We start from the raw sequence: 21,369 nt of genomic DNA, 5'->3' as shown, positions 1-21,369 counted from the left end.
CGCAGGTCACGGACCGTCAGAAAATTCCTGCCGTCGTCAACTCGGATGGCGCACCGATGGCGGCGGGGCCACCCGTTCGCTGCTGTCGCGTCGCCGGTTCTGCTCTCGGTACTTAGCGTTCTCGTATGCGCGAATGACGGGGCGACGGTCGCGTCGAGAGGGGAAGTCGAATGTCTGCGTCCGAGCTGGCCGAACTGGCCGAGGAGGAGGAGCGGCGGAAGAAGCGCGCTCCTTGGGGCGTGATAGCGCTTGTTCTGCTGACCGGCCTCGCTCTCATTCGGAACGGTTCGGGAGAGTTCGATGTGGGCCCGCCGCAGCCGGCGACCGCCGCCGCGGCGGACAGCCGTGTTCCCGGCACCTTCGCCGGATCGGCGGCACCGCAGCCGTTCTCCGAGCCCGACCGCATCAGGATCCCGGCGATCCAGGTCGACGCGCCGGTCATGCCCGTCGGCCTGGACGCCGACGGCTGGGTGGGCGCCCCGCCGCCGGAGGACCCGAATCTGGCCGGCTGGTTCACCGGCGCCGTCTCTCCCGGTGAGAAGGGCACCGCCATCCTTGTGGGCCATGTCGACAACAAACTGGGCCCCGCGGTGTTCTACGGACTCGGGGCCCTGAAGAAGGGAAATCGGATCGAGGTGCAGCGCAAGGACGGAAAGACGGCCGTGTTCGAGATCTACGGCATCGAGGTCTTCGAGAAGAACAACTTCCCGGGCGACCGCGTCTACGGCTCCAAGGGCACACCGGAATTGCGCGTGATCACCTGCGGCGGAGGTTTCTCCAAGCAGAACGGTTACGAGGGGAATGTCGTCACCTTCGCCCGCCTGGTCGAGGTCCGCTGAGCGTCCCCGACCGGGCGGGCCCGTCCGGCGTTATGCGTAGTGCCGTCTCGGGACGGTGATGTGATAGCCGGAGTCCAGGAGTTGCGGCAGATAGTCGCGCAGCGCCCGGACGCTCTGGGAGCGGTCGCCCCCGGCGTCGTGCGAGAGCACCACGACGCCGGGGGCGGCTCCGTTCTCGACCCGGCCGGCAATGGTGCGGGCCGCGGGGGCGGTCCAGTCGAGGGTGTCCACGGTCCAGGCGAGGGGTTCCATGCCGAGTTCCGCGCCGAGCTGGAAGGCGGCCCGGTTCCAGGCGCCGTAGGGCGCGCGGAACCACTGGGGGCGTTCGCCGTACGCCTCCTCGATGACGTCGCAGGTGCGTTCCATCTCGGAGCGGATGCGACCGCGGCTCAGCCGGGTGAGCAGGGGGTGGGACCAGGTGTGGTTGCCGACGGTATGCCCCTCGTCGGACATGCGGGTCAGCAAATCCTTGTTGTCGACCGCCATCTCGCCGCACACGAAGAACATCGCGCGGACGTCGTACTCCGCCAGGGTGTCCAGGATGTCGGGGGTGTAGCGGGGGTCGGGTCCGTCGTCGAAGGTCAGCACCATGGTGCGGCCGCGCCCGGACACCTTCAGCAGAGGCTCGTGGCGCACCAGGGTGCGGCGGGGGGCGGCGCGCGGGGGGCCGTAGCCGGTCAGGGGCTGGAGGCGGTAGGCGGACGGCTTGAGCGGGCGGCGCGCCGGGGGGCCGGCGGCGGGGAGGACGGGCCGCTTCGGGGTGTCGCCGGTGCCGGCCGCGAACAGTCCGGCCGTGCCGGCCGCGCCGACGGCGGCGGCGCCGGCGAGCAGGGCCCGGCGTCGGGAGAGCAGCCGTGTGAGGAACTGATCCTTCGTCATGACTCATCAGTCGCCCCAACCATGGCCGACGCACCAGGACTACACCGGTGCGGCGGCGGGAAAGCACCCGCCCGGCCCAGTACGGAACCGTCAGCGGCGGCGCACCAGCGGGAAGGGCAGCGTCTCCCGGATCGTCAGGCCGGTGAGGAACATGACGAGCCGGTCGACGCCGATGCCGAGGCCCCCGGTGGGCGGCATCGCGTACTCGAGGGCGTCGAGGAAGTCCTCGTCGAGCTCCATCGCCTCGGGGTCTCCCCCGGCGGCGAGCAGGGACTGTGCGGTGAGGCGGCGGCGCTGCTCGACGGGGTCGGTGAGCTCGGAGTAGGCGGTGCCGAGTTCGGTGCCGAAGGCGACGAGGTCCCAGCGCTCGGCGAGCCTCGGGTCCCCCCGGTGCTGGCGGGTGAGCGGGGAGACGTCGGTCGGGAAGTCCTTGTAGAAGGTGGGCAGCTGGGTCTTCTCCTCGACGAGCCGCTCGTACATCTCCAGGACGACGTCGCCGCGGCCGTCGTCGCCGGTGTACGGCACGCCCGCGCGGTCGCAGTGCCGGTGCAGTCGCAGCAGGTCCGTGCCGGCGTCGATCTCCTCCCCGAGCGCCTCGGAGATGGCGCCGTGGACGGTCTTGACCGGCCAGTCACCGGAGATGTCGTACTCGGTGCCGTCCTTGCGGGCGATCGGCGAGCCGAAGGCGGCGGTGGCGGCGCCCTGGATGAGTTCGCGGGTGAGGTCGAGCATGACGTCGTAGTCGGCGAAGGCCTGGTAGGCCTCCAGCATCGTGAACTCGGGGTTGTGCTTGTAGGAGACGCCTTCGTTGCGGAAGGTGCGGCCCATTTCGAAGACCTTCTCCAGGCCGCCGACGCACAGCCGTTTCAGGTACAGCTCGGGGGCGATGCGCAGATACAGGTCGAGGTCGTAGGCGTTGATGTGGGTGGTGAAGGGGCGGGCGTTGGCGCCGCCGTGGATCTGCTGGAGCATCGGGGTCTCGACCTCGAGGTAGCCGCGGCTCAGCAATCCCTGGCGCAGCGCCTGTACGGCGGTGGAGCGGGCGCGGACGACGTCGCGGGCGGCCGGGCTGGAGACGAGGTCGAGATAGCGCATGCGGACCTTGGCCTCGGGGTCGGTCAGGCCGCGGCGTTTGTCGGGGAGCGGGCGCAGGCACTTGCCGGTGAGCTGCCAGGAGGTGACGAAGACGGTGGGTTCGCCCGTGTCGCTGGCGCCGGCCGTGCCCGTCACGGTGATCTGGTCGCCGATGTCGATGTCGGTGCGGAAGTCGTCGAGGCCGCCGCGGTCGCGGGTCAGGGCGAGTTGGTGGTCTCCGGACCAGTCCCGCAGGGTGACGAAGACGATGCCGCCGAGATCCCGCACCCGCATGACCCGGCCCGCGACGGTGACGTGTTCGCCGTCGCGGACCTCGGCGAGGGTGTGGGTGCGCTGCGGGATGCCGACGGGGTAGGGGTCGATGCCCCGGGCGCGCAGCCGGTCCAGCTTCCGGTGCCGGATGCGGGCCTGTTCGGGCAGGCCCGCATCCGGGCCGGCTGTCCCGGTCCCGTCCCCTCCGTCGAGGCCGAGCGCCGACAGCGGCGGCAGGCCCTCGGTGGTGGCCGGCCGCGGCTGGGTCTTCGGGTGCCCTTTTCCCCAGAGTTTGCGCAGCGAGGGTACGGAGACGAAGCCCTCGGCGATCCCGGAGGCGAGGCCGATGCGGGCGAGGGCGCCGGTGTCGCCGTAGCAGATGAAGCGCGGGTACCACTCGGGGTGGTATTTGGCGTTGGAGCGGTAGAGGGCTTCCAGCTGCCACCACTTGGAGAAGAACAGCAGCAGTCGGCGCCAGAGACGGAGCACCGGTCCGGCGCCGATGCGGGCGCCCTCCTCGAAGACCGAGCGGAAGACGGCGAAGTTGAGGGAGATCCGGCGGACGCCCGACTTGGGTGCCACGGCGCACAGTTCGGCGACCATGAACTCCATGACGCCGTTGGGTGCGCTGCGGTCACGGCGCATCAGGTCGAGGGAGACGCCGTCGGTGCCCCAGGGCACGAAGGACAGCAGGGCGAGCAGCTCGCCGTCCTCGCCGAGGGCCTCCACGAGGAGACAGTCGCCGTCGGCGGGGTCGCCGAGGCGGTCCAGGGCCATGGAGAAGCCGCGTTCGGTCTCGGTGTCGCGCCAGGCGTCGGCCTTGTCGACGATCTCCTCCATCTCCGTGTCGGTGAGGGCGGCGTGACGGCGGATGCGGCAGTGCGCGCCGGTGCGGCGGACCCGGTTCACGGCCTGCCGGGTGACCCGCATGTCGCGGCCGCCCAGGTCGAAGTCGGCCACGTTCAGGATCGCCTCGTCGCCGAGCTGGAGTGCGCCGAGTCCGGCGCGGGCGTAGGCCTTGGCGCCGTCCTCGGAGGCGCCCATCGCGGCGGGCGCCCAGGCGTGCCGGCGGGCCGCGTCGAGCCAGGCGGCGATGGCGTGCGGCCAGGCCTCGCGGTCGCCGACGGGGTCGCCGCTGGCGAGACAGACGCCGGCCTCGACGCGGTAGGTGACGGCGGCCTTGCCGCTGGGCGAGAAGACGACGGCCTTGTCGCGCCGGGTGGCGAAGTAGCCGAGGGAGTCCTTCTCGCCGTAGGCCTTGAGCAGCGCCCTGATCCGGGCCTCCTCGTCGTCGTGGAGGGACGCCTCCATGCGCTGGGAGCGGAAGAGGGTGGCGGCGGCGTTGAGGAGGGCGAGGGCGCCGAACAGGCCGAGGAGGAAGAACAGGGCGCGGGGCGGTGCGCCGTCGAAGGAGCGGCCGGAGACCAGGCCACCGCAGACCCGGTTGGCGGCCCACAGCAGGCGCTGGCCGCGCGGCAGCGTGCCGGGGAAGAGTTCGACCAGGCCCCAGCCGGCCAGGATGCCCAGGACGAGGCCGGCCAGCAGGACGAGGACCGCCCGTCGGACGGCGGCGCGGCGGGAGGCGCCGTAGAACTCCTTGCGGGCGACGACGAGCAGGGCCAGTGCGAGTCCGCACACGACGAGGGACGGGACGGAGTCGGCGTACAGGCCGACGGCTACGCCCAGGGCGTCGACGAGGACGAGCAGGCCCAGGTAGACGACGACCAGCCACCAGGCGACCTTCTTGCGGGCGGCGGTGGCGCCGGCGAGCAGGAAGAGGAAGACGGCGTAGGCGAGGTTGGCACTGACCGGGACGATCAGCAGGTCGAGGAAGCGGACGACGGGGCGCAGGAGTCGGCGCAGCGGCGGGATGAGGGCGAGCAGCAGGCACAGCAGTCCGAGGGCGCCGAAGAAGGCCGCGAAGGCTTCCGGCACCCTGCTGAGGAGGCCGCTGCCGGGCCGTCGTGTCGGGCCCGTGGTGTCCTTCGCCGGTACGGCCTCGACGGTGGCACTCATGTTCCGACTGTAGGAACAGCGGGGCCGTACCGCCCGTCGGGAGGCCCCGGCCGGCGGCGGGAGGCGGTGATTCCGATAGCCTCCAGCCGTGACGGAACAGCACTCGCACCAGTTCGAGCGGGGCACGGACGGGCCGAAGGTCATCGTGGTCGGGGTGGACGGCTCCGACTCCTCCTTCCGGGCGGCGGCGTACGCGGGCGGGCTGGCCCGCCGCCAGCACGCTCTCCTGGCGGTCGTGTACGTGCAGCCGGTGATGTCGGCGGGCGCGGCGCTCGGGGCTCCGGTCGCGGAGACGACCGACGAGATCGCCGAGGATCTGGTCGCCCAGATCCGGGAGGCGACCGAGCGCACCAAGGGGATATTCGATGTGCGGTGGGAGTTCCACACGTTCCGCGGGGACCCCTACAGCGGCCTGGTGCGGGCCGCGGACGAACTCAAGGCGGACGCCGTGGTGGTGGGCGCCTCCGAACAGGCCGGTCACCGGATCGTCGGCTCGGTCGCGGTGCGACTGGTGAAGGCCGGACGGTGGCCGGTGACCGTGGTCCCGTAGGCCCGTTCAGAGGGTGCGGAGGAAGTCGAGCAGGATCTCGTTGAACCGCTCGGGCTTCTCCATGTGCGGGTAGTGGCCGACGTCCTCGATGGTGACCGAGCGGCCGTCGGGCACGGTGTTCACCAGCCGGTCCGCCATGGCTATGGCGTCGGAGGCGTCGAGGGCTCCGTGCACGGCGAGGACCGGTACCGCGATCTCCGGGACCCGTGACCAGGGGTCGGCCAGGGGCGTGAGCCAGTCCTTCTCGCCGGCCGTGTGCTTGGAGAGGGTGTGCGCGGCCATCTCCCGCAGCCGTCGTACGACGTCCGGGGCGACGTCGTCGACCGTGCGGTGCGGTCCGGCCGCGTTCCTTCCGAAGGCCTCGACCCAGCCGTCGAGGTCGCCTGCGGCCAGCATGCGGGCCGACTCGCCCGCGCGCTCCAGCGTCCACGGATCGGCGTACTCGAAGGCGCTGGTCCCGGCGCCGCAGACGGCCACGGCACGGACCAGCTCGGGGTACTCCAGCACGGTGTCGGTCACCACCGCCGAGCCCATGCACAGGCCGACGAGGACCGCGGGCCCGGCGTCGAGCCCGCGCAGCAGGCCGCCGAGGTCGTCCGCCCAGCGGAACGGCTTGCTCGCGTTGGCGGAGAAGCCGTGGCCGCGCACGTCGGGTGCGACGACCCGGTAGCCCGCGGAGACCAGCGCCGGTATCTGCTCGTCGAAGACGCGGTGGTCGGCGAATCCGGAGTGCACCAGCACCACGAGGTCCCCGGTGCCCATGTCGCGGTAGGCGAGGTCTCCGTCGGTGGACGGGTGGTAGCTCAGTTCCGAAGTGACTGTCATGACAACCAAGGTGTCACCTTCTGGCGATTTTGACAACCGAGGTGTCACAATGGCGGGGTGAACGACATCGACGAACCACTGCCGCCCGACGAACTCGGCCACCGCGTCAGCGAGGTGTTCGACCTGGTCGGCGCGCTCTACCGGCGCGGCCTGCGCAAGCTGGAGCAGAGCGAGGCGGTCGAGGGGGTCTCCGTCGGGGTGCGTTCCGTGCTCACCCTGCTGCACCGGTACGGACCCATGACGGTGCCTCAGATGAGCCGGCTCATGACGCTGACCCGGCAGTTCGTACAGCGGATGACCAACGAGGCGATGGAGCGCGGCTGGGCGGAGGCCACGCCCAACCCCGCGCACCAGCGGTCCTCGCTCATCCGCATCACGGGGGACGGCGAGGCCGTCATCACCGCGATCCTCGCGCGCGAGCACGCCCTGAACCGGCAGGTCGGCGGCGATCTGACCGAGGCCGAGCTCACGGCGTGCGCGCGCGTACTGAAGGAGATGCTGCGGACGTTCGACCACGTGGACGTGGACTGACCTCCGGCGCCCCCTCCTTCCCTACTGCCCCATCGTCAGCCCGTCCTTCGCCGCGCCCCGGCTCAGCACCACCTCCCGGATGCGGTCGCGCACGCCGGTCAGCTCGGCGCCCGCCGCGATCACCTCGTTGAGGTTCAGCACCCGGCCGGCGTCGACGTCGAACAGCTGCGGGATGAACTCGGCCTTCTTCACCTCCCAGCGGCCACCCGGCTTCACCGGCGCGACGAAGGTGAAGCGGCCGAGGGTGGACTGGTTGCCGCGCGGATCCTGCGCGCCCTCGTGGTTGAACATCTCGCCGGCGACCTGGTCACCCATGCCGTAGACGACCCAGGTGCCGTTCACCTTCTCGTACGCCTGCGGGACATGGGCATGGGTGCCGAGGATCAGGTCGATGTCGGGACGGCCGCCGGTACGGGCCGCGGTGAGGGAGCGCGCCAGCGTGAGCTGCCGGTCGTCGGGGGCGTCCTGCCATTCGGTGCCCCAGTGCACGGACACCACGACCACGTCGGCACCGGCATGCCGGGCGGCGCGGGCGTCGGCGAGGATCTTGGCCTCGTCGATGAGGTTGACGGCCCAGGGCTGCCCCGGCGGCAGCGGGTAGCCGTTGGTGTCGTAGGTGTACGCGAGGTGGGCGACCTTCGCGGCGCCCGCGCGCAGGACCGTGACGGTCCGTGCCTCGGCCTCGGTGCGGGCGCTGCCGGCGTGCCGTACGCCCTGGCGGTCGAGGGCGTCGAGGGTGCGGCCGATGCCCTGGGCGCCGTCGTCGAGGCTGTGGTTGGAGGCGGTGGAGCAGCCGTCGTAGCCGGTGGCGGCGAGGCCCGCGGCGACTTCGGGCGGGGATTTGAAGGCGGGGTATCCGGTGTAGTCGCCGTCGGCGCCGTAGACGGTCTCCATGTGACACAGCGCCAGATCGGCGCGGGAGACCACAGGTTCGACCCCGGACAGCATCGGGCGGAAGTCGTAGCCGGTACCGCCCGCGTCGAAGCGGGCGCGGTCGATGATGGAGCTGTGCGGGAGGACGTCGCCGGAGGCGACGAGCGTGAAGCCGCGGGACCCGTCGGCGGACGGGGCCGGACGGCCCGGGCGTTCGGGAGGTTCGTGGTCCTGGGCCTGGCAGGCGGCGCCCGCGGCCAGGAGGGCCGTGAGGGCCAGGGCCACCTGTCGTCTGCGTGCAATCATCAGCTCACCCCACTGTGATCATATTTACGCACAAATAGGTACGAAGATCAGCACAGCCGCAAACTGCCCGGGCCGTTCATTCGCCCTATGGGCGATGTGGAGGGAACCGTTCGCCGTACCGTTCGTCGACGCGATCGACCGTCCAGCGCAGATCCGGGTACGTGGCCTGTCCCTCACCCGCGCGCTGCGATGCCATACGGCCATGACGGCCGGAACCACACTCACGAACGGGACGACCGCCGAGCACGAGCTCGCCGCACTGCAGCGGGAGCACGGCCGGCCTCTCTTCGCGCTGCTGCTCCGGCTGTGCGACGGAGACCGGCAGCGCGCCGAGGACCTCGTCCAGGAGACCCTCGTACGGGCCTGGCAGCACCCCGAGGCGCTGCGCGCCGACGACTTCGATTCCGTACGGCCCTGGCTGCTGACCGTGGGACGGCGGCTGGCGATCGACGCGCGGCGGGCCCGGCAGGCGCGTCCGCCGGAGGTCGGGGACGCGATCCTGGAGAACGCGCGGGTCTGCGCCGATCACGCCGAGCGGGCGGCGGCGACCCTCGATGTGCGCGAGGCTGTGAAGACACTCACTCCGGAGCACCGTGAAGTCCTGGTGCTGGTGTATTTCCAGGGGGCGAGTGTGGCGGAGGCCGCGGCAACGCTCGGGATTCCGCCCGGTACCGTGAAGTCCCGCGCGTACTACGCGCTGCGTGCCCTGCGCCGGGTCCTGCCCGGATATGCGGCCGACCTGCGCTGAAACCCATGTTGCGGCAAAGCCTTCGCAAAGCGCCTTGCTGAGGACCATGGTTGAGTAATCGGCTGTCTTCATCCGTGTTCCGCACTGGGGCCCGGCAACGGGCGACGCGCACGCACCGGAGGAAGGCAGGAAGGGATGCTGCACAGAGGTCAAGAGAGCACGGACGGCGCCGGCGGCGGTGAACTCACCGTCCCCATGGCCTGGTTGTACGCCGAGTACATCGCCGACGAGCTGCTGCGGACCGGCGATCTGATGCCGCCGACGTCCTTCGAGTTCCGCGCCGGGCGCGACGCGCTGGCGCTGACCATCTTCCTGTCCGACACCGACGGGGAGCTCTCCGGCATCCGGGTCGTCTCCCAGCTGGAGACCTGGCTGTCGCTGACGGCGTACGACCAGCCGTGGCAGGACTGGGTGCGCGAGCGGATGGCGGGGCTCACGGCCGAGGCGATCGAATCCGGGGCTCCCGCACCCGACTTGGACCTGGCCGAGGCGGCCTGGCAATGGTTGGAGGAGACCGAACTCCTCGCCCCGGACCTCAACGCGGTCCCCGGCGGCGGTTCGGGCGTCGGCGACGACGAGGGTCCGCAGGTGTGGACGAAGGCCTGGCAGCTCGGGCTGCCGCTCGGGCATCTCGCCATCCATCTGTTCTGAGCCATGCGCAACCGGGGGATTCCGGCCGTGCGCGGCCCCGTAGGACGTGGTCCCGGACTTTTTTCGAACGGGACCAATCCTCGTGTTTGGCCGCTCCGAATCCAATGGTTGCGATTCTGTGCGGGGCTTGAGTGATTCGACGGTCCGGTGCGTACGGGTGGGAGCAAGGAGTAACCCCACCCACACCCAACGGCACGAGGATTCCGCATGAGGTCCCAGGAGAGGCATCGCGACGTCGCCGCGTACGCGCTCGGCGTGCTGGACGAGGCGGACGCCTTCCGCTTCGAGGATCACCTCATGGAGTGCCCTCGGTGCGCGGCGCACGTCACCGAATTCGGCCCCATAACCCGTCAGCTGATGCTGTACCGGCGCTCCACCCCCCAGTTCGTGAGTCCGCTGGCCAAGCCCGGCCCCCGGATGCTGGACCGGCTGCTCTCCGAGGTGGGGGCGCGCCATCGGTCCGGACGCAGGAGGTTCCTGTTCGCCGTGGCGGCGACCGTCGCCATCGCGGTGGCCGGACCCGGGATCGTGGTCGCCGCCGGCGGCGGGGACAAGGCCGCCCGGCGGATCGAGGCGACCGACGCACGGTCCGGCGTATGGGCCCAGGTCACGGCCGCGGACGAGACCGCGGGCGCCCAGGTGGAGCTGAAGGTGAAGGACGGGGCCGGCCCCCGCACCTGTCTCCTGGTGATCGTCGGCCACGACGGCACCGAGGAGACGGTCACCACCTGGAGCGTCCCGCGCCACGACGCCCGTGAGCTGATCATGAACGGCGCCTCGTCCTACCACCCCGACCAGATCGCCCGGTACGAGGTCCGCACCATGGACGGCGAGCACCTGGTGACACTCAACTCCGGCTGAGAACGAACGCCGAGCAGGGTCCCGGCGTCTCAGGAGCGACAACCGTTCGGTCCTGGGGGAACACATGCGTACACACGTCGCACGAACTGCCGGTCTATTGGTTGCGCTCGCACTGCTCCTTGCCGGTTGCGGCAGCGAACACGGCTCACGCGCGCAGAGCGGCGAGTCCAGGTCCCGGGCCCAGAAGGTGGCCGACGCCTGGGACGGTTCACGGGCGGCCGAGGTGTGGCGCAAGGGGTACTACCCGATGGCGGACGTGGTCCAGCTGCCCGACAACGCCTTCCGCAACACCGCCGACAAGACGGCCTACGGGGCACGGAACTTCGTCCTCGACGGTGAACTGCCCACCACCTCGCCCGAGAAGGGCAAGGTCGAGTGGAGGAGCGGCGGTTCGCTCACCCTGCCCCTCATGGACGCCCGGCAGGCCTACGACAGCGTGGCCCGCGGCGGCGACGACGGACCGCATCTGACCGTGACCGAGGCGACGTTGGGAGAGACGACCCTGGTCACCAGCCGGGGTCCGGCCACCGTCCCGGCCTGGCTGTTCACGCTGAAGGGGTACGACACCCCGCTCAAGCGCGTCGCGATCGAACCCTCGGAACTTCCCGAGTCCCCGATCGGACCCGCCCGGGAGACTCCCACGGACGAGCAGATGCCGCTGGAGCAGTTCATCAGGGCCGGCGCGGACGGCCGGTCCGTCACCGTCCTCGCGGGCCACGGAGCCTGCGACGACGGGCCCGCCGTGCGCGCCCTGGAGACCGACGGCAGTGTGGTGCTGTCCGCGGCGATCGTCGGAACGAACGACGGTGCGTGCACTTCCAACCTGCTCATGGAGAACGTGACCGTGAAGCTGAAGGGCAAGCTCGGCGAACGGGTCCTCCTCGACGCGTTCACGGGCGCGCCGGTGACGTACGGGCGCCAGACCGAACACGGCTGACGCGCTACTTGAGCAGCCTCGACATCCTGCGGTCCGCCAGGGGCTTCCCGCCCGTCTGGCAGGTCGGGCAGTACTGGAGGGAGGAGTCGCTGAAGGACACCTCGCGGACGGTGTCGCCGCACACGGGACAGGGCTCGCCGGTGCGGCCGTGGACCCGCAGACCGCTCTTCTTCTCGGCCTTCAGGCGCCCGGCCGCGACACCGCGGGAGCGTTCGACCGCCTCCGTGAGGGTGCTTCTCAGGGCCTCGTACAGACGTCCCGTCTCCTCCGGGGTGAGGGAGGCGGCCAGTTTGAAGGGGGACATCTTCGCCGCGTGGAGGATCTCGTCGCTGTAGGCGTTGCCGACCCCGGCGATCAGGCTCTGGTCGCGCAGGGCGCCCTTGAGCCGGCGGCGTTCGTCCTTCAGCAGGTCCGCGAACCGCCGCTCGTCGAAGCCGTCCGCGAGCGGGTCGGGGCCCAGCCGGGCCACGCCCGGAACGTCCTGGGGGTCCCCGACGACGTACACGGCGAGGCGCTTCTGCGTGCCCGCCTCGGTCAGGTCGAAGCCGGCGCCCGTCTCCAGGGCCACCCGCAGGGCGAGGGGTCCCTTGCCGGGGCGGGGCGGGCCGTCGGGGAGCCGGTCCTTCCAGTGCAGCCAGCCGGCGCGGGCCAGGTGGGTCACGAAGTGCGGGCCGCCGCCCGTGACGAGGTCCAGGAACTTGCCGTGCCGGTGCACCGCAGTGACCTCGTGGCCCTCCAGGGCGCTGAGCGGAGGGTCGTACGTCTTCAGGACGCTGATCGCCACGGGCAGCACCCGCACGATCTCGTGGCCGACCAGGTTCTCGGTCAGGAAGTCCTTGAGCGCTTCGACCTCGGGGAGTTCCGGCATACGTCCAGAGTGCCACCGGAGGCCGCAGTGCTCAGCTCAGCTCCGTTCCCGCACCACGAACTCGCACCACACGCACTTGCCGCCGCCCCGCGCCTCCACGCCCCACACGTCGGTGAGCAGGTCGACCAGGAGCAGGCCCCGCCCCGAGACCCCCGACTCCCCCGCCTCGCGGCGGCGCGGCAGGGCGCTGGAGGAGTCCTCGACCTCGACGCGGAGCCGGCGGTCGGAGCCGGCCAGGACCCGCAGGGTGACGATGGCGGAGCCCTCGGTGTGCATGAGGGCGTTGGTGACCAGTTCGTCGGCGACCAGCTCGATCTCGTCGGCCCGGTCCCGTGCGCCCCAGCCCCGGACCGCCGCGCGGATCATGTGCCGGGCCTCGGCCAGCGCCTCCGGATCGCCCGAGGCGACGTGCTGCTGGAGCCGGCCGCCGGACTGCGGGACGTCCAGGCCCCGGCGGCGCAGCAGGAGCAGGGCCACGTCGTCGTCGCCGCCGCGTTCCTCGGCCACGTCGATCAGCCGGTCCGCGAGGTCACGGACGTCCGCGGGACCGGAGGCGATGAGGGCGGTGAGGGTCTGCATGCCGTCGTCGAGATCGGCGCCGGGCGTCTCGACCAGGCCGTCGGTGCACAGCATCAGCGTGTTGCCGGGGTCGAGCTCGACCGTGCCGACGGGGTACTCCAGACTCCCGAACTCGGCGGACAGACCGAGCGGCAGCCCGCCCTCGACGGGGACACGGCGGCAGCTGCCGTCGGCCCGCCGGACAAGGGGGTCGATATGGCCTGCCCGGACGACCTGGACGACTCCGGTGGCGAGGTCCGCCTCGGCGTACAGGCAGGTCGCGAAGCGGTCGGTGTCCAGTTCGTGCAGGAAGACGGAGGCGCGGGCCATCACGGTGGCGGGCGTGTGCCCCTCGGCGGCGTAGGCGCGCAGGACGATCCGCAGCTGGCCCATGACGGCGGCGGCGTGGGTGTCGTGGCCCTGGACGTCGCCGATGACGGCGCCGACCCGGCCGCCGGGCAACGGGATGAGGTCGTACCAGTCGCCGCCGATGTCCCGGCCGAAGGCGGCCGAGCGGTAGCGGACGGCGACGTCGGCGCCGCGCACGCTGGGGATGGTGCGCGGCAGCATGGCCTGCTGGAGCCCGCTGGCGAGGTCCTTCTCCTGCTCGTAGAACATGGCCCGTTGCAGGCTCTGCGCGATGCTGGAGCCCAGTGCGACGAGGACGTTGCGGTCCTCGGGCGAGAAGCCGCGCCGGTCGCTGTAGAGCAGGCCCATGGCGCCGATGGGCCGGGCCTGGGCGATCAGCGGGAGGTAGGCGGCCGAGGTGATGTTGAGGTCCGTGATGTGCGGCCACAGCAGCGGATACCTCTCGGCGAACTCCTGCGGCGACTCGATGAAGCGCGGGGTCAGGGTGCGCACGACCTCGCTCATCGGGTACTGCTCGTCGATGCGGGTGACATCGGTGCCGGGGACGAAGCTGCCCGCCGGGCCCTCCGCGACCAGCCGGATGCGGCCCGCCTCGACCAGACCCATGACCAGGCTGGTGGCGCCGAGGTGGGTGAGGCCGTGGGTGTCCTTGAGGACGTCGATGACGTCGTCGATGGTGCGGGCGTACGCGAGGGCCGCCGTGGTGAGCTGGACGACGTTGGTCTGCTCCTGCCGGGCCTCGTCCCGGCTGGCCTGTCTGCGGCGGTCCTCGATGTCCTGGACTTCCTGGGTGGCGTCACGGACGATCCCGACGATGCGGCGCGGGCGGCCCGTCTCGTCGCGCCGGATGTAGCCCTGGGTGTGGGTCCAGCGCAGCGCGCCGTTGCGGCAGCGGATGCGGAAGTAGGTGCCGTAGTTCTCGCTGCCGTCCTTCATCGCCTGCGCGACCAGGGCGTCGAGCCGGTAGGCCTCCGGCGAGGGGACCCGGATCGCGAGGGTCTCGGGGTGGCCGTTGTATTCGTCGGGGCGCAGGTCGAAGACCTCGTGGGCCTGGGCGTCCATGTGGAACAGACCGGTGTCCAGGTCCCAGTCGAAGCTGCCCATGCGGTTGAGCGCCAGGATCGGGTCCGGGTGGGCGGGCCAGTCGTCCGGGAGTGACAGGGCGCTCGCACCCCGATCAACCATGGGCCCACCTTGCCAGGGTTTGTCCGATTCTTCGACTGGTAGGGACCGACGCGTGGGAGTCAGCCTCCGAATACGCCGGCGGGACTGTCGAAGATGCTGTCGGTCACCGTCGGCTCGTCGGGACCGTCGGGGATCAGGCCTCCGCCGTCGGGGACGTCGGGGGCGTCCGGGACGGTCTGCGGACCGACCTCCCCCGTACCCGACGGTTCCCCGACCGTGGGCTCGTCGGGCACCGCCTCGGCCGGAGGCGTCGCCGTGACCGTCGCGGCGGGGCAGGCGGGGTCCTCGGGGGCGGGAGTGCCCGTCACGGGGACGCCCGGGGTGACGGTGGCGGTCGGGGTGGCGCAGTCGGTCGCCGGACTGTCGGGCGCGGAGCTCTCGTCGCTCGGGGAGGCGCTCTCACCGGCGCTCGCGTCTGTATGCGGACTCGCGTCGGACCGGCTCGGCGGCGCGCCGGCGTCGCTCTCGGAGGGGCTCGGCGGATGTGTGAACGTCGGCGCCACCGGTTGCGGAGGCGGTACGACGTGGTCGTGCCGGGTGTCGTGCCCGCAGCGCCGCTCGATCCAGGTGTTTTCGACGATGTCGATGATCGTGATGTGGGTGATCACCCGGGGCGTCGGAGCCACCACGACCACCTGACCGTGCCGGTAGCCGGACCACGGCCGCCCGCTGGTGACCGCGTCGCCGCTCGTCGCCCGCGCGGGCGTGAGCGGGTTGCCGCAGGCACAGCGGACCCGCGGTACGCCCCGGGTGTCGACGAGGACCGCGGTGCCGCTCTGGAGGACGGACTGGTAGGTGGTGGTGCGCCCGTCCCGGTAGCCGTGGTTGGTGACGCGGGTGTCGGCGCGCAGCACGACCGAGGTCAGCGAGCGCAGATACGACGGGATCGAGTCCTCGGAGACGCCCTCGACCTGTGCGAAGGCCCGCCCCTTGGCCCGATCCGCCGTGAGCTCGCCGATCTGCCGGTTCACGTCACAGCTGCCGGACCCGGCGGTGCCGCCGTACAGGCCGGGCGTCCCGCCGGAGATCGACCGCACGCCCGACCGCGCCGGTTGCTGCGTCCGGGTGACGGGCGCGGGTGTGGCCGTCGAGGTCTGCGTCGAGTCCGTGAAGGGGTCGGGGCCCTGGGCCGCGACAGGCTGGAGAAAGAGTTCTCCGCTGGACTGCGTGCTCTCGTCGCCGGAGCCGACGCAGCCGACGACGATCAGCGCCGTCGCGAGCGCGCAGGCCGTGACGAAGGTTCCGGTGGTTGGACGCACCGCGCTCTCCCGCCTCAAGCCGGGCATTTCGTCACCATTGTCTGCTTCCCTCACTTGGGTTACGCAAGCGGAGGTGCGGTACACGGAGCGTGACATAGGGTTCCGGCGCGACAATGGGCAGAGGAGTACTCGCCGTGGACTGGTTCACCGCACCCGACTACTGGCTGAGCCGGCTGGTCTTCCAGCGGGCCCTGGCCGGCGTGTACCTCGTCGCGTTCCTGACAGCGGCCCTTCAATTCCGGGCGCTGCTCGGCGCGCGCGGCATGCTGCCCATCCCCCGCTATGTCCAGCGGGTTCCTTTCAAGGCGGCACCGAGCCTGTTCCATCTGCACTACTCGGACCGCTTCTTCGCGGTCTGCGCCTGGTCGGGCTGCGCGATCTCGGCGGCGCTGCTCGCCGGGCTCGACTCGCAACTGCCGTTGTGGGGCGGCATGGTGCTGTGGCTGGTGCCGTGGGTGCTGTATCTGTCGATCGTCAACGTCGGCCAGACCTGGTACAGCTTCGGCTGGGAGTCCCTGCTCCTCGAGGTCGGCTTCCTCGCCGTGTTCCTCGGCAACGACGAGGTGGCCCCGCCGATCGTCGTGCTGTTCCTGCTGCGCTGGATCCTGTTCCGGGTGGAGTTCGGGGCAGGGCTGATCAAGATGCGCGGCGACGCGTGCTGGCGGAAGCTGACCTGCCTGGACTACCACCACGAGACTCAGCCGATGCCGGGCCCGCTGAGCTGGTTCTTCCACCATCTCCCCCGACCGCTGCACCGGGCCGAGGTGGCGGCGAACCACTTCACCCAACTCGTCGTCCCGGTCCTGCTGTTCACCCCGCAGCCGATCGCCACGGCGGCCGCGTCCCTGATGATCGTCACCCAGCTGTGGCTGGTCCTGTCGGGCAACTTCTCCTGGCTGAACTGGATCACGATCGTGCTCGCGGTCTCGGCGCTGGAGCTCCCGGGCGACCCGCCCGCCCGGCCCGCCGCCCCGCTCTGGTACGAGATCGTGGTCCTGGCGGTCGCGGCGCTGCTCGCGTACCTCAGCTACCATCCGGTGACGAACATGATCTCCCGCCGCCAGATCATGAACCGTTCCTTCGACCCGCTCCATCTGGTCAACACCTACGGGGCGTTCGGCAGTGTCAGCCGGTTCCGGTACGAGGTGGTGGTCGAGGGCACGGCCGACGAGGTGCCGCGCGAGGACTCGGACTGGCGGGAGTACGAGTTCAAGGGCAAGCCCGGCGACCCCCGGCACTGGCCGCGTCAGTTCGCGCCGTACCACCTGCGCCTGGACTGGCTGATGTGGTTCGCCGCGCTGTCCCCGTCCTACGCCGGCTCCTGGTTCGGCACCTTCGTGGAACGGCTCCTGGAGAACGACCGCGACACCCTCAAGCTGCTGCGCCGTTCACCCTTCCCGCCCGACGCGCCGCCCCGGTTCATCCGCGCCCGTCTCTTCCGCTACCGGTACACGAGCTGGCGGGAGCTGCGGGAGACGGGGGCCTGCTGGGAGCGGACGTTCGTGCGGGAGTATCTGCCGCCGACGAGGCTGGCGGGGGTGGCTCAGAGGTCGTAGACCCGGGTGGCGGTCGTCTCGAAGATCCGCCGGTCGGGGGAGCCGACCAGTTCCCGTGCCGCGTCCAGGACTTGGGCGTAGGTCGCCGCCAGGCCGCACACCGGCCAGTCCGAGCCGAACATCAGACGGTCCGGGCCGAAGGCGTCCAGGACGACGTCGGCGTACGGGCGCAGGTCCTCGACGGTCCAGGCGGCGAGGTCGGCCTCGGTGACCATGCCGGAGAGCTTGCAGACCGTGTTGGGGTGCGCGGCGAGGGCGCGGAGGTCGCCGGCCCACGGTTCGAGGGTGCCGGAGGCGATGGAGGGCTTTCCCAAGTGGTCCAGGACAAAGGTGAGTTGGGGCAGTGCGGCGGCGGCTTTGACGCAGGCGGGCAGCTGGTGGGGCAGGACGAGGAGGTCGTAGACGAGGCCTGCCGCGGCCACGGCGGCGAGACCCCGTCGTACGTCCGCCCGCAGCAGCCACTCCGGGTCGGGCTCGCCCTGGACCTGGTGGCGGATGCCCTTGAGGTACCGGCCGCCGGGGAGTTCCTTGAGGCGGGCCAGTTCGTCGGCGATGTCGGGACGGGTGAGATCGGTCCAGCCGACGACACCGGCGATCAGGTCGTGTGCGGCGGCCAGCGCCAGGAACTCCGGGGTCTCCTCGGCGACGGTGACCGTCTGGACGAGTACCGTCCGGTCCACTCCGGCGGCGGCTGCCTCGGGGGCGAGGTCGGCGACGGTGAAGTCCCGCCGGATCGGGCTGTCCTCGGCGATCCAGTCCTGGTCGCGCACCGACAGGTCCCAGAGGTGGTGGTGCGCGTCGACGGTCACGGCAGCTCCCATACGACGGGCAGACCGGCGGCCGCGCCCTCGTCGGAGTAGTCGTGCACGACGTCGAGGAGCTCGGCCATACGGGCCTGCCAGGCGACGTTGACCGGCAGTTTCTCCAGTTCGGCGAGGAGCCGGCCGTAGTCCTCGCACTCCAGGACGTGGAAGAGGTCGGTGCCGCTGCGCCAGATGGTCCAGGAGGTGGCGCCGCCGGCGCGGATCGCGTCGGTGAGTTCCCTCGGGACCTCGCGGTGGGCCGCGTCGTACTCGGCGACGCGGTCGGCGCGGACCTTGGTGTGCAGGGCGACTCTCATGACGGCTCCTTCGCCGGCAGGAAACCGGTGTCCCTGAGCTCCTGCCAGAACTCCGGTGGTACTGCGGTCTCGAACTGGTCCGCGCAGTCGTGGACTTCGGCGGCCGAGCGGGCGCCGACGAGGACGCTGGTCACCGCGGGGTGGGCCGCGCAGAAGGCCAGGGCGGCGGCCCGCAGGGTGATGCCGTGACGTTCGGCGACCGACTTCAGGCGCAGCGCCCGGTCCAGCAACTCGGGCGGCGCGTCGGCGTAGTCGTACGTCGCTCCCGGGCGCGGGTCGGCCAGCAGGCCGGAGTTGAAGGCACCCCCGACGACGACGGAGGTGCCGCGGGCCACGGCCGCCGGCAGCAGGTCGGTCAGCGCGCTGTGGTCCAGCAGCGTGTAGCGGCCCGCGCACAGCACCACGTCGACGTCGGTGTCGCGGACGAAGCGGGTGAGCATCTCCGTCTGGTTCATGCCGGCGCCGATCGCGCCGACCACGCCCTCCGAGCGGAGCTTCTCCAGGGCCGGGTAGCCCTCCCGGAAGGCCGCTTCGGCATGGTCGTCGGGGTCGTGGAGGTAGACGACGTCGACGCGGTCGAGGCCGAGCCGTTCCAGGCTGGCGTCCAGGGTGCGTCGGATGCCGTCCTCGGTGAAGTCCCAGACGCGGCGGTGCGTGGCGGGGACCGCGAAGCCGTCCGCGAGGTCGTCACCGCCGCCGGCCCTCGGTTCCAGGCGGCGGCCGACCTTCGTCGAGATCGTGTACTGCTCGCGCGGGTGCTCGCGCAGGGCCGCGCCGAGGCGGCGTTCGGAGAGGCCGATGCCGTAGTGGGGCGCGGTGTCGTAGTAGCGGATGCCGCGCTGCCAGGCGGCGGACACGGCCTCGTACGCCTGCTCGTCGGTGACCTCGGTGAAGAGGTTGCCGATGCCGGCCGCTCCGAACCCCAGGCCGCTGGGGGTGCGGGGGGTTCTCACTGGCCCGCCGGGCGCAGTCGCAGGCCGTGCATGCCGCCGTCGACCGCGAGGGAGGTGCCGGTGGTGGCGCCGGACAGCGGGCTCGCCAGATAGGCGATGGCGCCCGCGACCTCGTCCGCCGAGACGAGACGGCCGCTGGGCTGACGGGCCTCCAGGGCGGCGCGCTCGGCGGCGGGGTCGGGGGCCCTGTCGAGGAGGCGGCCGATCCAGGGCGTGTCGGCGGTGCCGGGGTTGACGCAGTTGACGCGGATGCCCTCGCGGACGTGGTCGGCGGCCATCGCGAGGGTGAGGGAGTGCACGGCACCCTTGGTCGCGCTGTAGAGGGCGCGTTGCGGCAGGCCCGCGGTGGCGGCGATGGAGCAGGTGTTGACGATCGCCGCATGCTCCGACCGGCGCAGGTGCGGGAGTGCGGCACGGGCCGCGCGGACCATGCCCACCACATTGACGTCCAGGACGCGGTGCCACTCGGCGTCGTCGTTGTCCTCGACGGTGCCCTGGGCGCCGATGCCCGCGTTGTTGACCAGTATGTCGAGGCCGCCGAGCCACGCGACGGCGGCGGCGACCGCCTCGCGCACCGAGGCGTCGTCGCTGACGTCGGCCTTGAAGCCGAGCAGCGGCTCCGCCACCGACGAGGGGTCCAGGTCGAGGACGGCGACCCGGGCGCCGCGCGCGGCCAGGAGTTCGGCGGTGGACCGGCCGATGCCGGAGGCGCCGCCGGTCACCAGGGCCCTCAGCCCCTCGAAGTCACTCATGCCGCGTGCCCCTTCTTGCCCGAGGTCTCGAGGTCGGCGGCCCAGAAGGCGCCGTCCGGGAACGTGTACCGCGCGATCGACTCGGCCTTCATGGCGGCCGAGAAGCCCGGCGAGGCGGGTGCCGTGTAGTGACCCTCCCTGATCACCACCGGGTCGAGGAAGTGGTCGTGCAGATGATCGACGTACTCGATGACCCGGTCCTCGGTGGTGCCGGTGACCGCCACGTAGTCGAACATCGACAGGTGCTGGACAAGTTCGCACAGACCGACGCCGCCCGCGTGGGGGCACACCGGTACGCCGAACTTCGCGGCGAGCAGCAGGATCGCGAGGTTCTCGTGGACGCCGCCGACGCGGGCCGCGTCGATCTGGACGACGTCGAGGGCGCCGGCCTGGAGGAGCTGCTTGAAGACGACACGGTTCTGGACGTGTTCGCCGGTGGCCACCTTCACCGGGGCGACGGCCTGACGGATCGTCGCGTGGCCGAGGATGTCGTCGGGGCTGGTGGGCTCCTCGATCCAGTAGGGGTCGAACTCGGCGAGGGCCTTGGTCCAGCGGATCGCCTCGTCGACGTCCCAGCGCTGGTTGGCGTCGATGGCGATGCGGACGCCGGGGCCGACGACCTGGCGGGCGACGCGGCAGCGCCGTACGTCGTCGTCGAGGTCCGCGCCGACCTTCAGCTTGATCTGCCGGAAGCCGTCGGCGACGGCCTGGGTGGCGAGCCGGGTGAGCTTCTCGTCGCTGTAGCCGAGCCAGCCGGGGGAGGTCGTGTAGGCGGGGTAGCCGCGCTCCAGCAGCCTGGCCGTGCGTTCCCCGGCGCCCTCGCGGCCCTTGCGGAGGATCTCCAGCGCCTCCTGCGGGGTGAGGACGTCGGTGAGGTAGCGGAAGTCGATCTGGGCGACCAGCCACTCGGGGTCCGCGTCGGCGAGCAGCCGCCACAGCGGCTTGCCGGCGCGCTTGGCGGCCAGGTCCCACACGGCGTTCATGACGGCCCCGATCGCCATGTGCATCACGCCCTTCTCGGGGCCGAGCCAGCGCAGCTGGCTGTCGCCGATCAGGTCGCGGTTGAGGGTCCCCGGGTCGGCGCAGAGTTCGTCGACGTCCCGGCCGATCACGTGGTGCCTGAGCGCGTGGATGGCGGCCACCTGGACCTCGTTGCCCCGCCCGATGGTGAAGCTGAAGCCGTGCCCCTCGTGTCCGTCGGTCCCGTCGGTGCGCAGGACGACGTACGCGGCCGAGTAGTCGGGGTCCGGGTTCATCGCGTCGGAGCCGTCGAGCTCGCGCGAGGTCGGGAAGCGGATGTCGTAGGTGTCGAGCGCGGTGATACGGGCAGGGGGGCCGGGGGTCGGTGACACTGAGGGCCTCTCGGTCGGGGTCGTGGGAACAGGC

The 21,369-nt window shown here is 71.5% G+C and carries 20 protein-coding genes; 8 read left to right on the top strand and 12 right to left on the bottom strand.

Annotated features, from left to right (window positions below; translation table 11 throughout):
* Window positions 1-170 precede the first annotated feature (170 nt).
* Window positions 171-839, top strand: a complete 669-nt coding sequence (locus OG381_RS40430) for a class F sortase (protein ID WP_327720930.1) — start codon at window positions 171-173, stop codon at window positions 837-839.
* A gap of 30 nt (window positions 840-869) precedes the next feature.
* Here the strand turns inward: OG381_RS40430 and OG381_RS40425 are convergent, their stop codons facing one another.
* Window positions 870-1,718, bottom strand: coding sequence for a polysaccharide deacetylase family protein (locus tag OG381_RS40425; protein WP_327720929.1), 849 nt, complete (start codon window positions 1,716-1,718; stop codon window positions 870-872).
* A gap of 90 nt (window positions 1,719-1,808) precedes the next feature.
* Complete coding sequence (gene lysX, locus OG381_RS40420) at window positions 1,809-5,081, bottom strand: bifunctional lysylphosphatidylglycerol synthetase/lysine--tRNA ligase LysX (protein ID WP_327720928.1); 3,273 nt, start codon at window positions 5,079-5,081, stop codon at window positions 1,809-1,811.
* An 88-nt stretch (window positions 5,082-5,169) separates the two neighbouring features.
* Here lysX and OG381_RS40415 point away from each other — a divergent pair, with 88 nt between their 5' ends.
* Window positions 5,170-5,631, top strand: coding sequence for a universal stress protein (locus OG381_RS40415; protein ID WP_327720927.1), 462 nt, complete (start codon window positions 5,170-5,172; stop codon window positions 5,629-5,631).
* Between the two features lie 6 nt (window positions 5,632-5,637).
* Here the strand turns inward: OG381_RS40415 and OG381_RS40410 are convergent, their stop codons facing one another.
* On the bottom strand, window positions 5,638-6,456 hold the full coding sequence (locus OG381_RS40410; RefSeq protein ID WP_327720926.1) for an alpha/beta fold hydrolase: 819 nt from the start codon (window positions 6,454-6,456) through the stop codon (window positions 5,638-5,640).
* A 57-nt stretch (window positions 6,457-6,513) separates the two neighbouring features.
* Here OG381_RS40410 and OG381_RS40405 point away from each other — a divergent pair, with 57 nt between their 5' ends.
* Entirely contained in the window at window positions 6,514-6,987 is a 474-nt protein-coding gene (locus OG381_RS40405) for a MarR family winged helix-turn-helix transcriptional regulator (protein WP_327720925.1), read from the top strand.
* A gap of 21 nt (window positions 6,988-7,008) precedes the next feature.
* Here the strand turns inward: OG381_RS40405 and OG381_RS40400 are convergent, their stop codons facing one another.
* On the bottom strand, window positions 7,009-8,166 hold the full coding sequence (locus OG381_RS40400) for a CapA family protein (protein WP_327720924.1): 1,158 nt from the start codon (window positions 8,164-8,166) through the stop codon (window positions 7,009-7,011).
* Window positions 8,167-8,368: 202 nt separating this feature from the next.
* On the opposite strand from OG381_RS40400, the gene OG381_RS40395 reads away from it, so the two are divergent.
* From OG381_RS40395 to OG381_RS40380, 4 genes are all read left to right on the top strand, one after another.
* On the top strand, window positions 8,369-8,914 hold the full coding sequence (locus OG381_RS40395; RefSeq protein ID WP_266899167.1) for a sigma-70 family RNA polymerase sigma factor: 546 nt from the start codon (window positions 8,369-8,371) through the stop codon (window positions 8,912-8,914).
* A gap of 135 nt (window positions 8,915-9,049) precedes the next feature.
* Window positions 9,050-9,565, top strand: coding sequence for a hypothetical protein (locus OG381_RS40390; RefSeq protein WP_327720923.1), 516 nt, complete (start codon window positions 9,050-9,052; stop codon window positions 9,563-9,565).
* Between the two features lie 207 nt (window positions 9,566-9,772).
* Window positions 9,773-10,426: an anti-sigma factor family protein gene (locus OG381_RS40385; RefSeq protein WP_327720922.1), complete on the top strand. Its 654-nt coding sequence runs from the start codon at window positions 9,773-9,775 to the stop codon at window positions 10,424-10,426.
* A 64-nt stretch (window positions 10,427-10,490) separates the two neighbouring features.
* On the top strand, window positions 10,491-11,363 hold the full coding sequence (locus OG381_RS40380; protein ID WP_327720921.1) for a hypothetical protein: 873 nt from the start codon (window positions 10,491-10,493) through the stop codon (window positions 11,361-11,363).
* 4 nt (window positions 11,364-11,367) lie between these two features.
* Here OG381_RS40380 and OG381_RS40375 read toward each other — a convergent pair whose 3' ends face one another.
* The 3 genes from OG381_RS40375 to OG381_RS40365 are packed head-to-tail and all read right to left on the bottom strand — an operon-like array spanning window position 11,368 to window position 15,602.
* Window positions 11,368-12,231 carry an Fpg/Nei family DNA glycosylase gene (locus OG381_RS40375; RefSeq protein WP_327720920.1) on the bottom strand — a complete coding sequence of 288 codons (864 nt, stop codon included), beginning with the start codon at window positions 12,229-12,231 and terminating at the stop codon, window positions 11,368-11,370.
* Between the two features lie 36 nt (window positions 12,232-12,267).
* Window positions 12,268-14,343, bottom strand: a complete 2,076-nt coding sequence (locus OG381_RS40370; protein WP_327720919.1) for a SpoIIE family protein phosphatase — start codon at window positions 14,341-14,343, stop codon at window positions 12,268-12,270.
* Between the two features lie 59 nt (window positions 14,344-14,402).
* The gene (locus OG381_RS40365) at window positions 14,403-15,602 is read right to left on the bottom strand and encodes a DUF6777 domain-containing protein (protein ID WP_327720918.1); all 1,200 of its coding nucleotides are present in this window, start codon (window positions 15,600-15,602) and stop codon (window positions 14,403-14,405) included.
* 134 nt (window positions 15,603-15,736) lie between these two features.
* Here OG381_RS40365 and OG381_RS40360 point away from each other — a divergent pair, with 134 nt between their 5' ends.
* Window positions 15,737-17,158: a lipase maturation factor family protein gene (locus OG381_RS40360; protein ID WP_327720917.1), complete on the top strand. Its 1,422-nt coding sequence runs from the start codon at window positions 15,737-15,739 to the stop codon at window positions 17,156-17,158.
* On the opposite strand, the gene OG381_RS40355 is transcribed toward OG381_RS40360, so the two are convergent.
* The 5 genes from OG381_RS40355 to OG381_RS40335 are packed head-to-tail and all read right to left on the bottom strand — an operon-like array spanning window position 17,146 to window position 21,335.
* Entirely contained in the window at window positions 17,146-17,967 is an 822-nt protein-coding gene (locus tag OG381_RS40355; RefSeq protein WP_327720916.1) for an amidohydrolase family protein, read from the bottom strand. The two genes, OG381_RS40360 and OG381_RS40355, sit on opposite strands and share 13 nt — an antisense overlap.
* Entirely contained in the window at window positions 17,964-18,278 is a 315-nt protein-coding gene (locus OG381_RS40350; RefSeq protein ID WP_327720915.1) for an L-rhamnose mutarotase, read from the bottom strand. Before OG381_RS40350 ends, OG381_RS40355 begins: the two co-directional genes overlap by 4 nt.
* Window positions 18,275-19,231, bottom strand: coding sequence for an aldo/keto reductase (locus tag OG381_RS40345; protein ID WP_327720914.1), 957 nt, complete (start codon window positions 19,229-19,231; stop codon window positions 18,275-18,277). Before OG381_RS40345 ends, OG381_RS40350 begins: the two co-directional genes overlap by 4 nt.
* Entirely contained in the window at window positions 19,228-19,983 is a 756-nt protein-coding gene (locus tag OG381_RS40340) for an SDR family NAD(P)-dependent oxidoreductase (protein ID WP_327720913.1), read from the bottom strand. Before OG381_RS40340 ends, OG381_RS40345 begins: the two co-directional genes overlap by 4 nt.
* A complete protein-coding gene (locus OG381_RS40335) occupies window positions 19,980-21,335 on the bottom strand; it encodes an L-fuconate dehydratase (protein WP_327720912.1) in 1,356 nt (451 codons plus the stop codon). The genes OG381_RS40340 and OG381_RS40335 overlap by 4 nt, the downstream gene beginning before the upstream one ends.
* Window positions 21,336-21,369 lie beyond the last annotated feature (34 nt).

Source organism: Streptomyces sp. NBC_00490 (assembly GCF_036013645.1).
GTDB lineage: Bacteria > Actinomycetota > Actinomycetes > Streptomycetales > Streptomycetaceae > Streptomyces > Streptomyces canus_F.
Note: the sequence above shows the minus strand (reverse complement) of the source record. Positions and strands in the feature narration are given on the sequence as shown.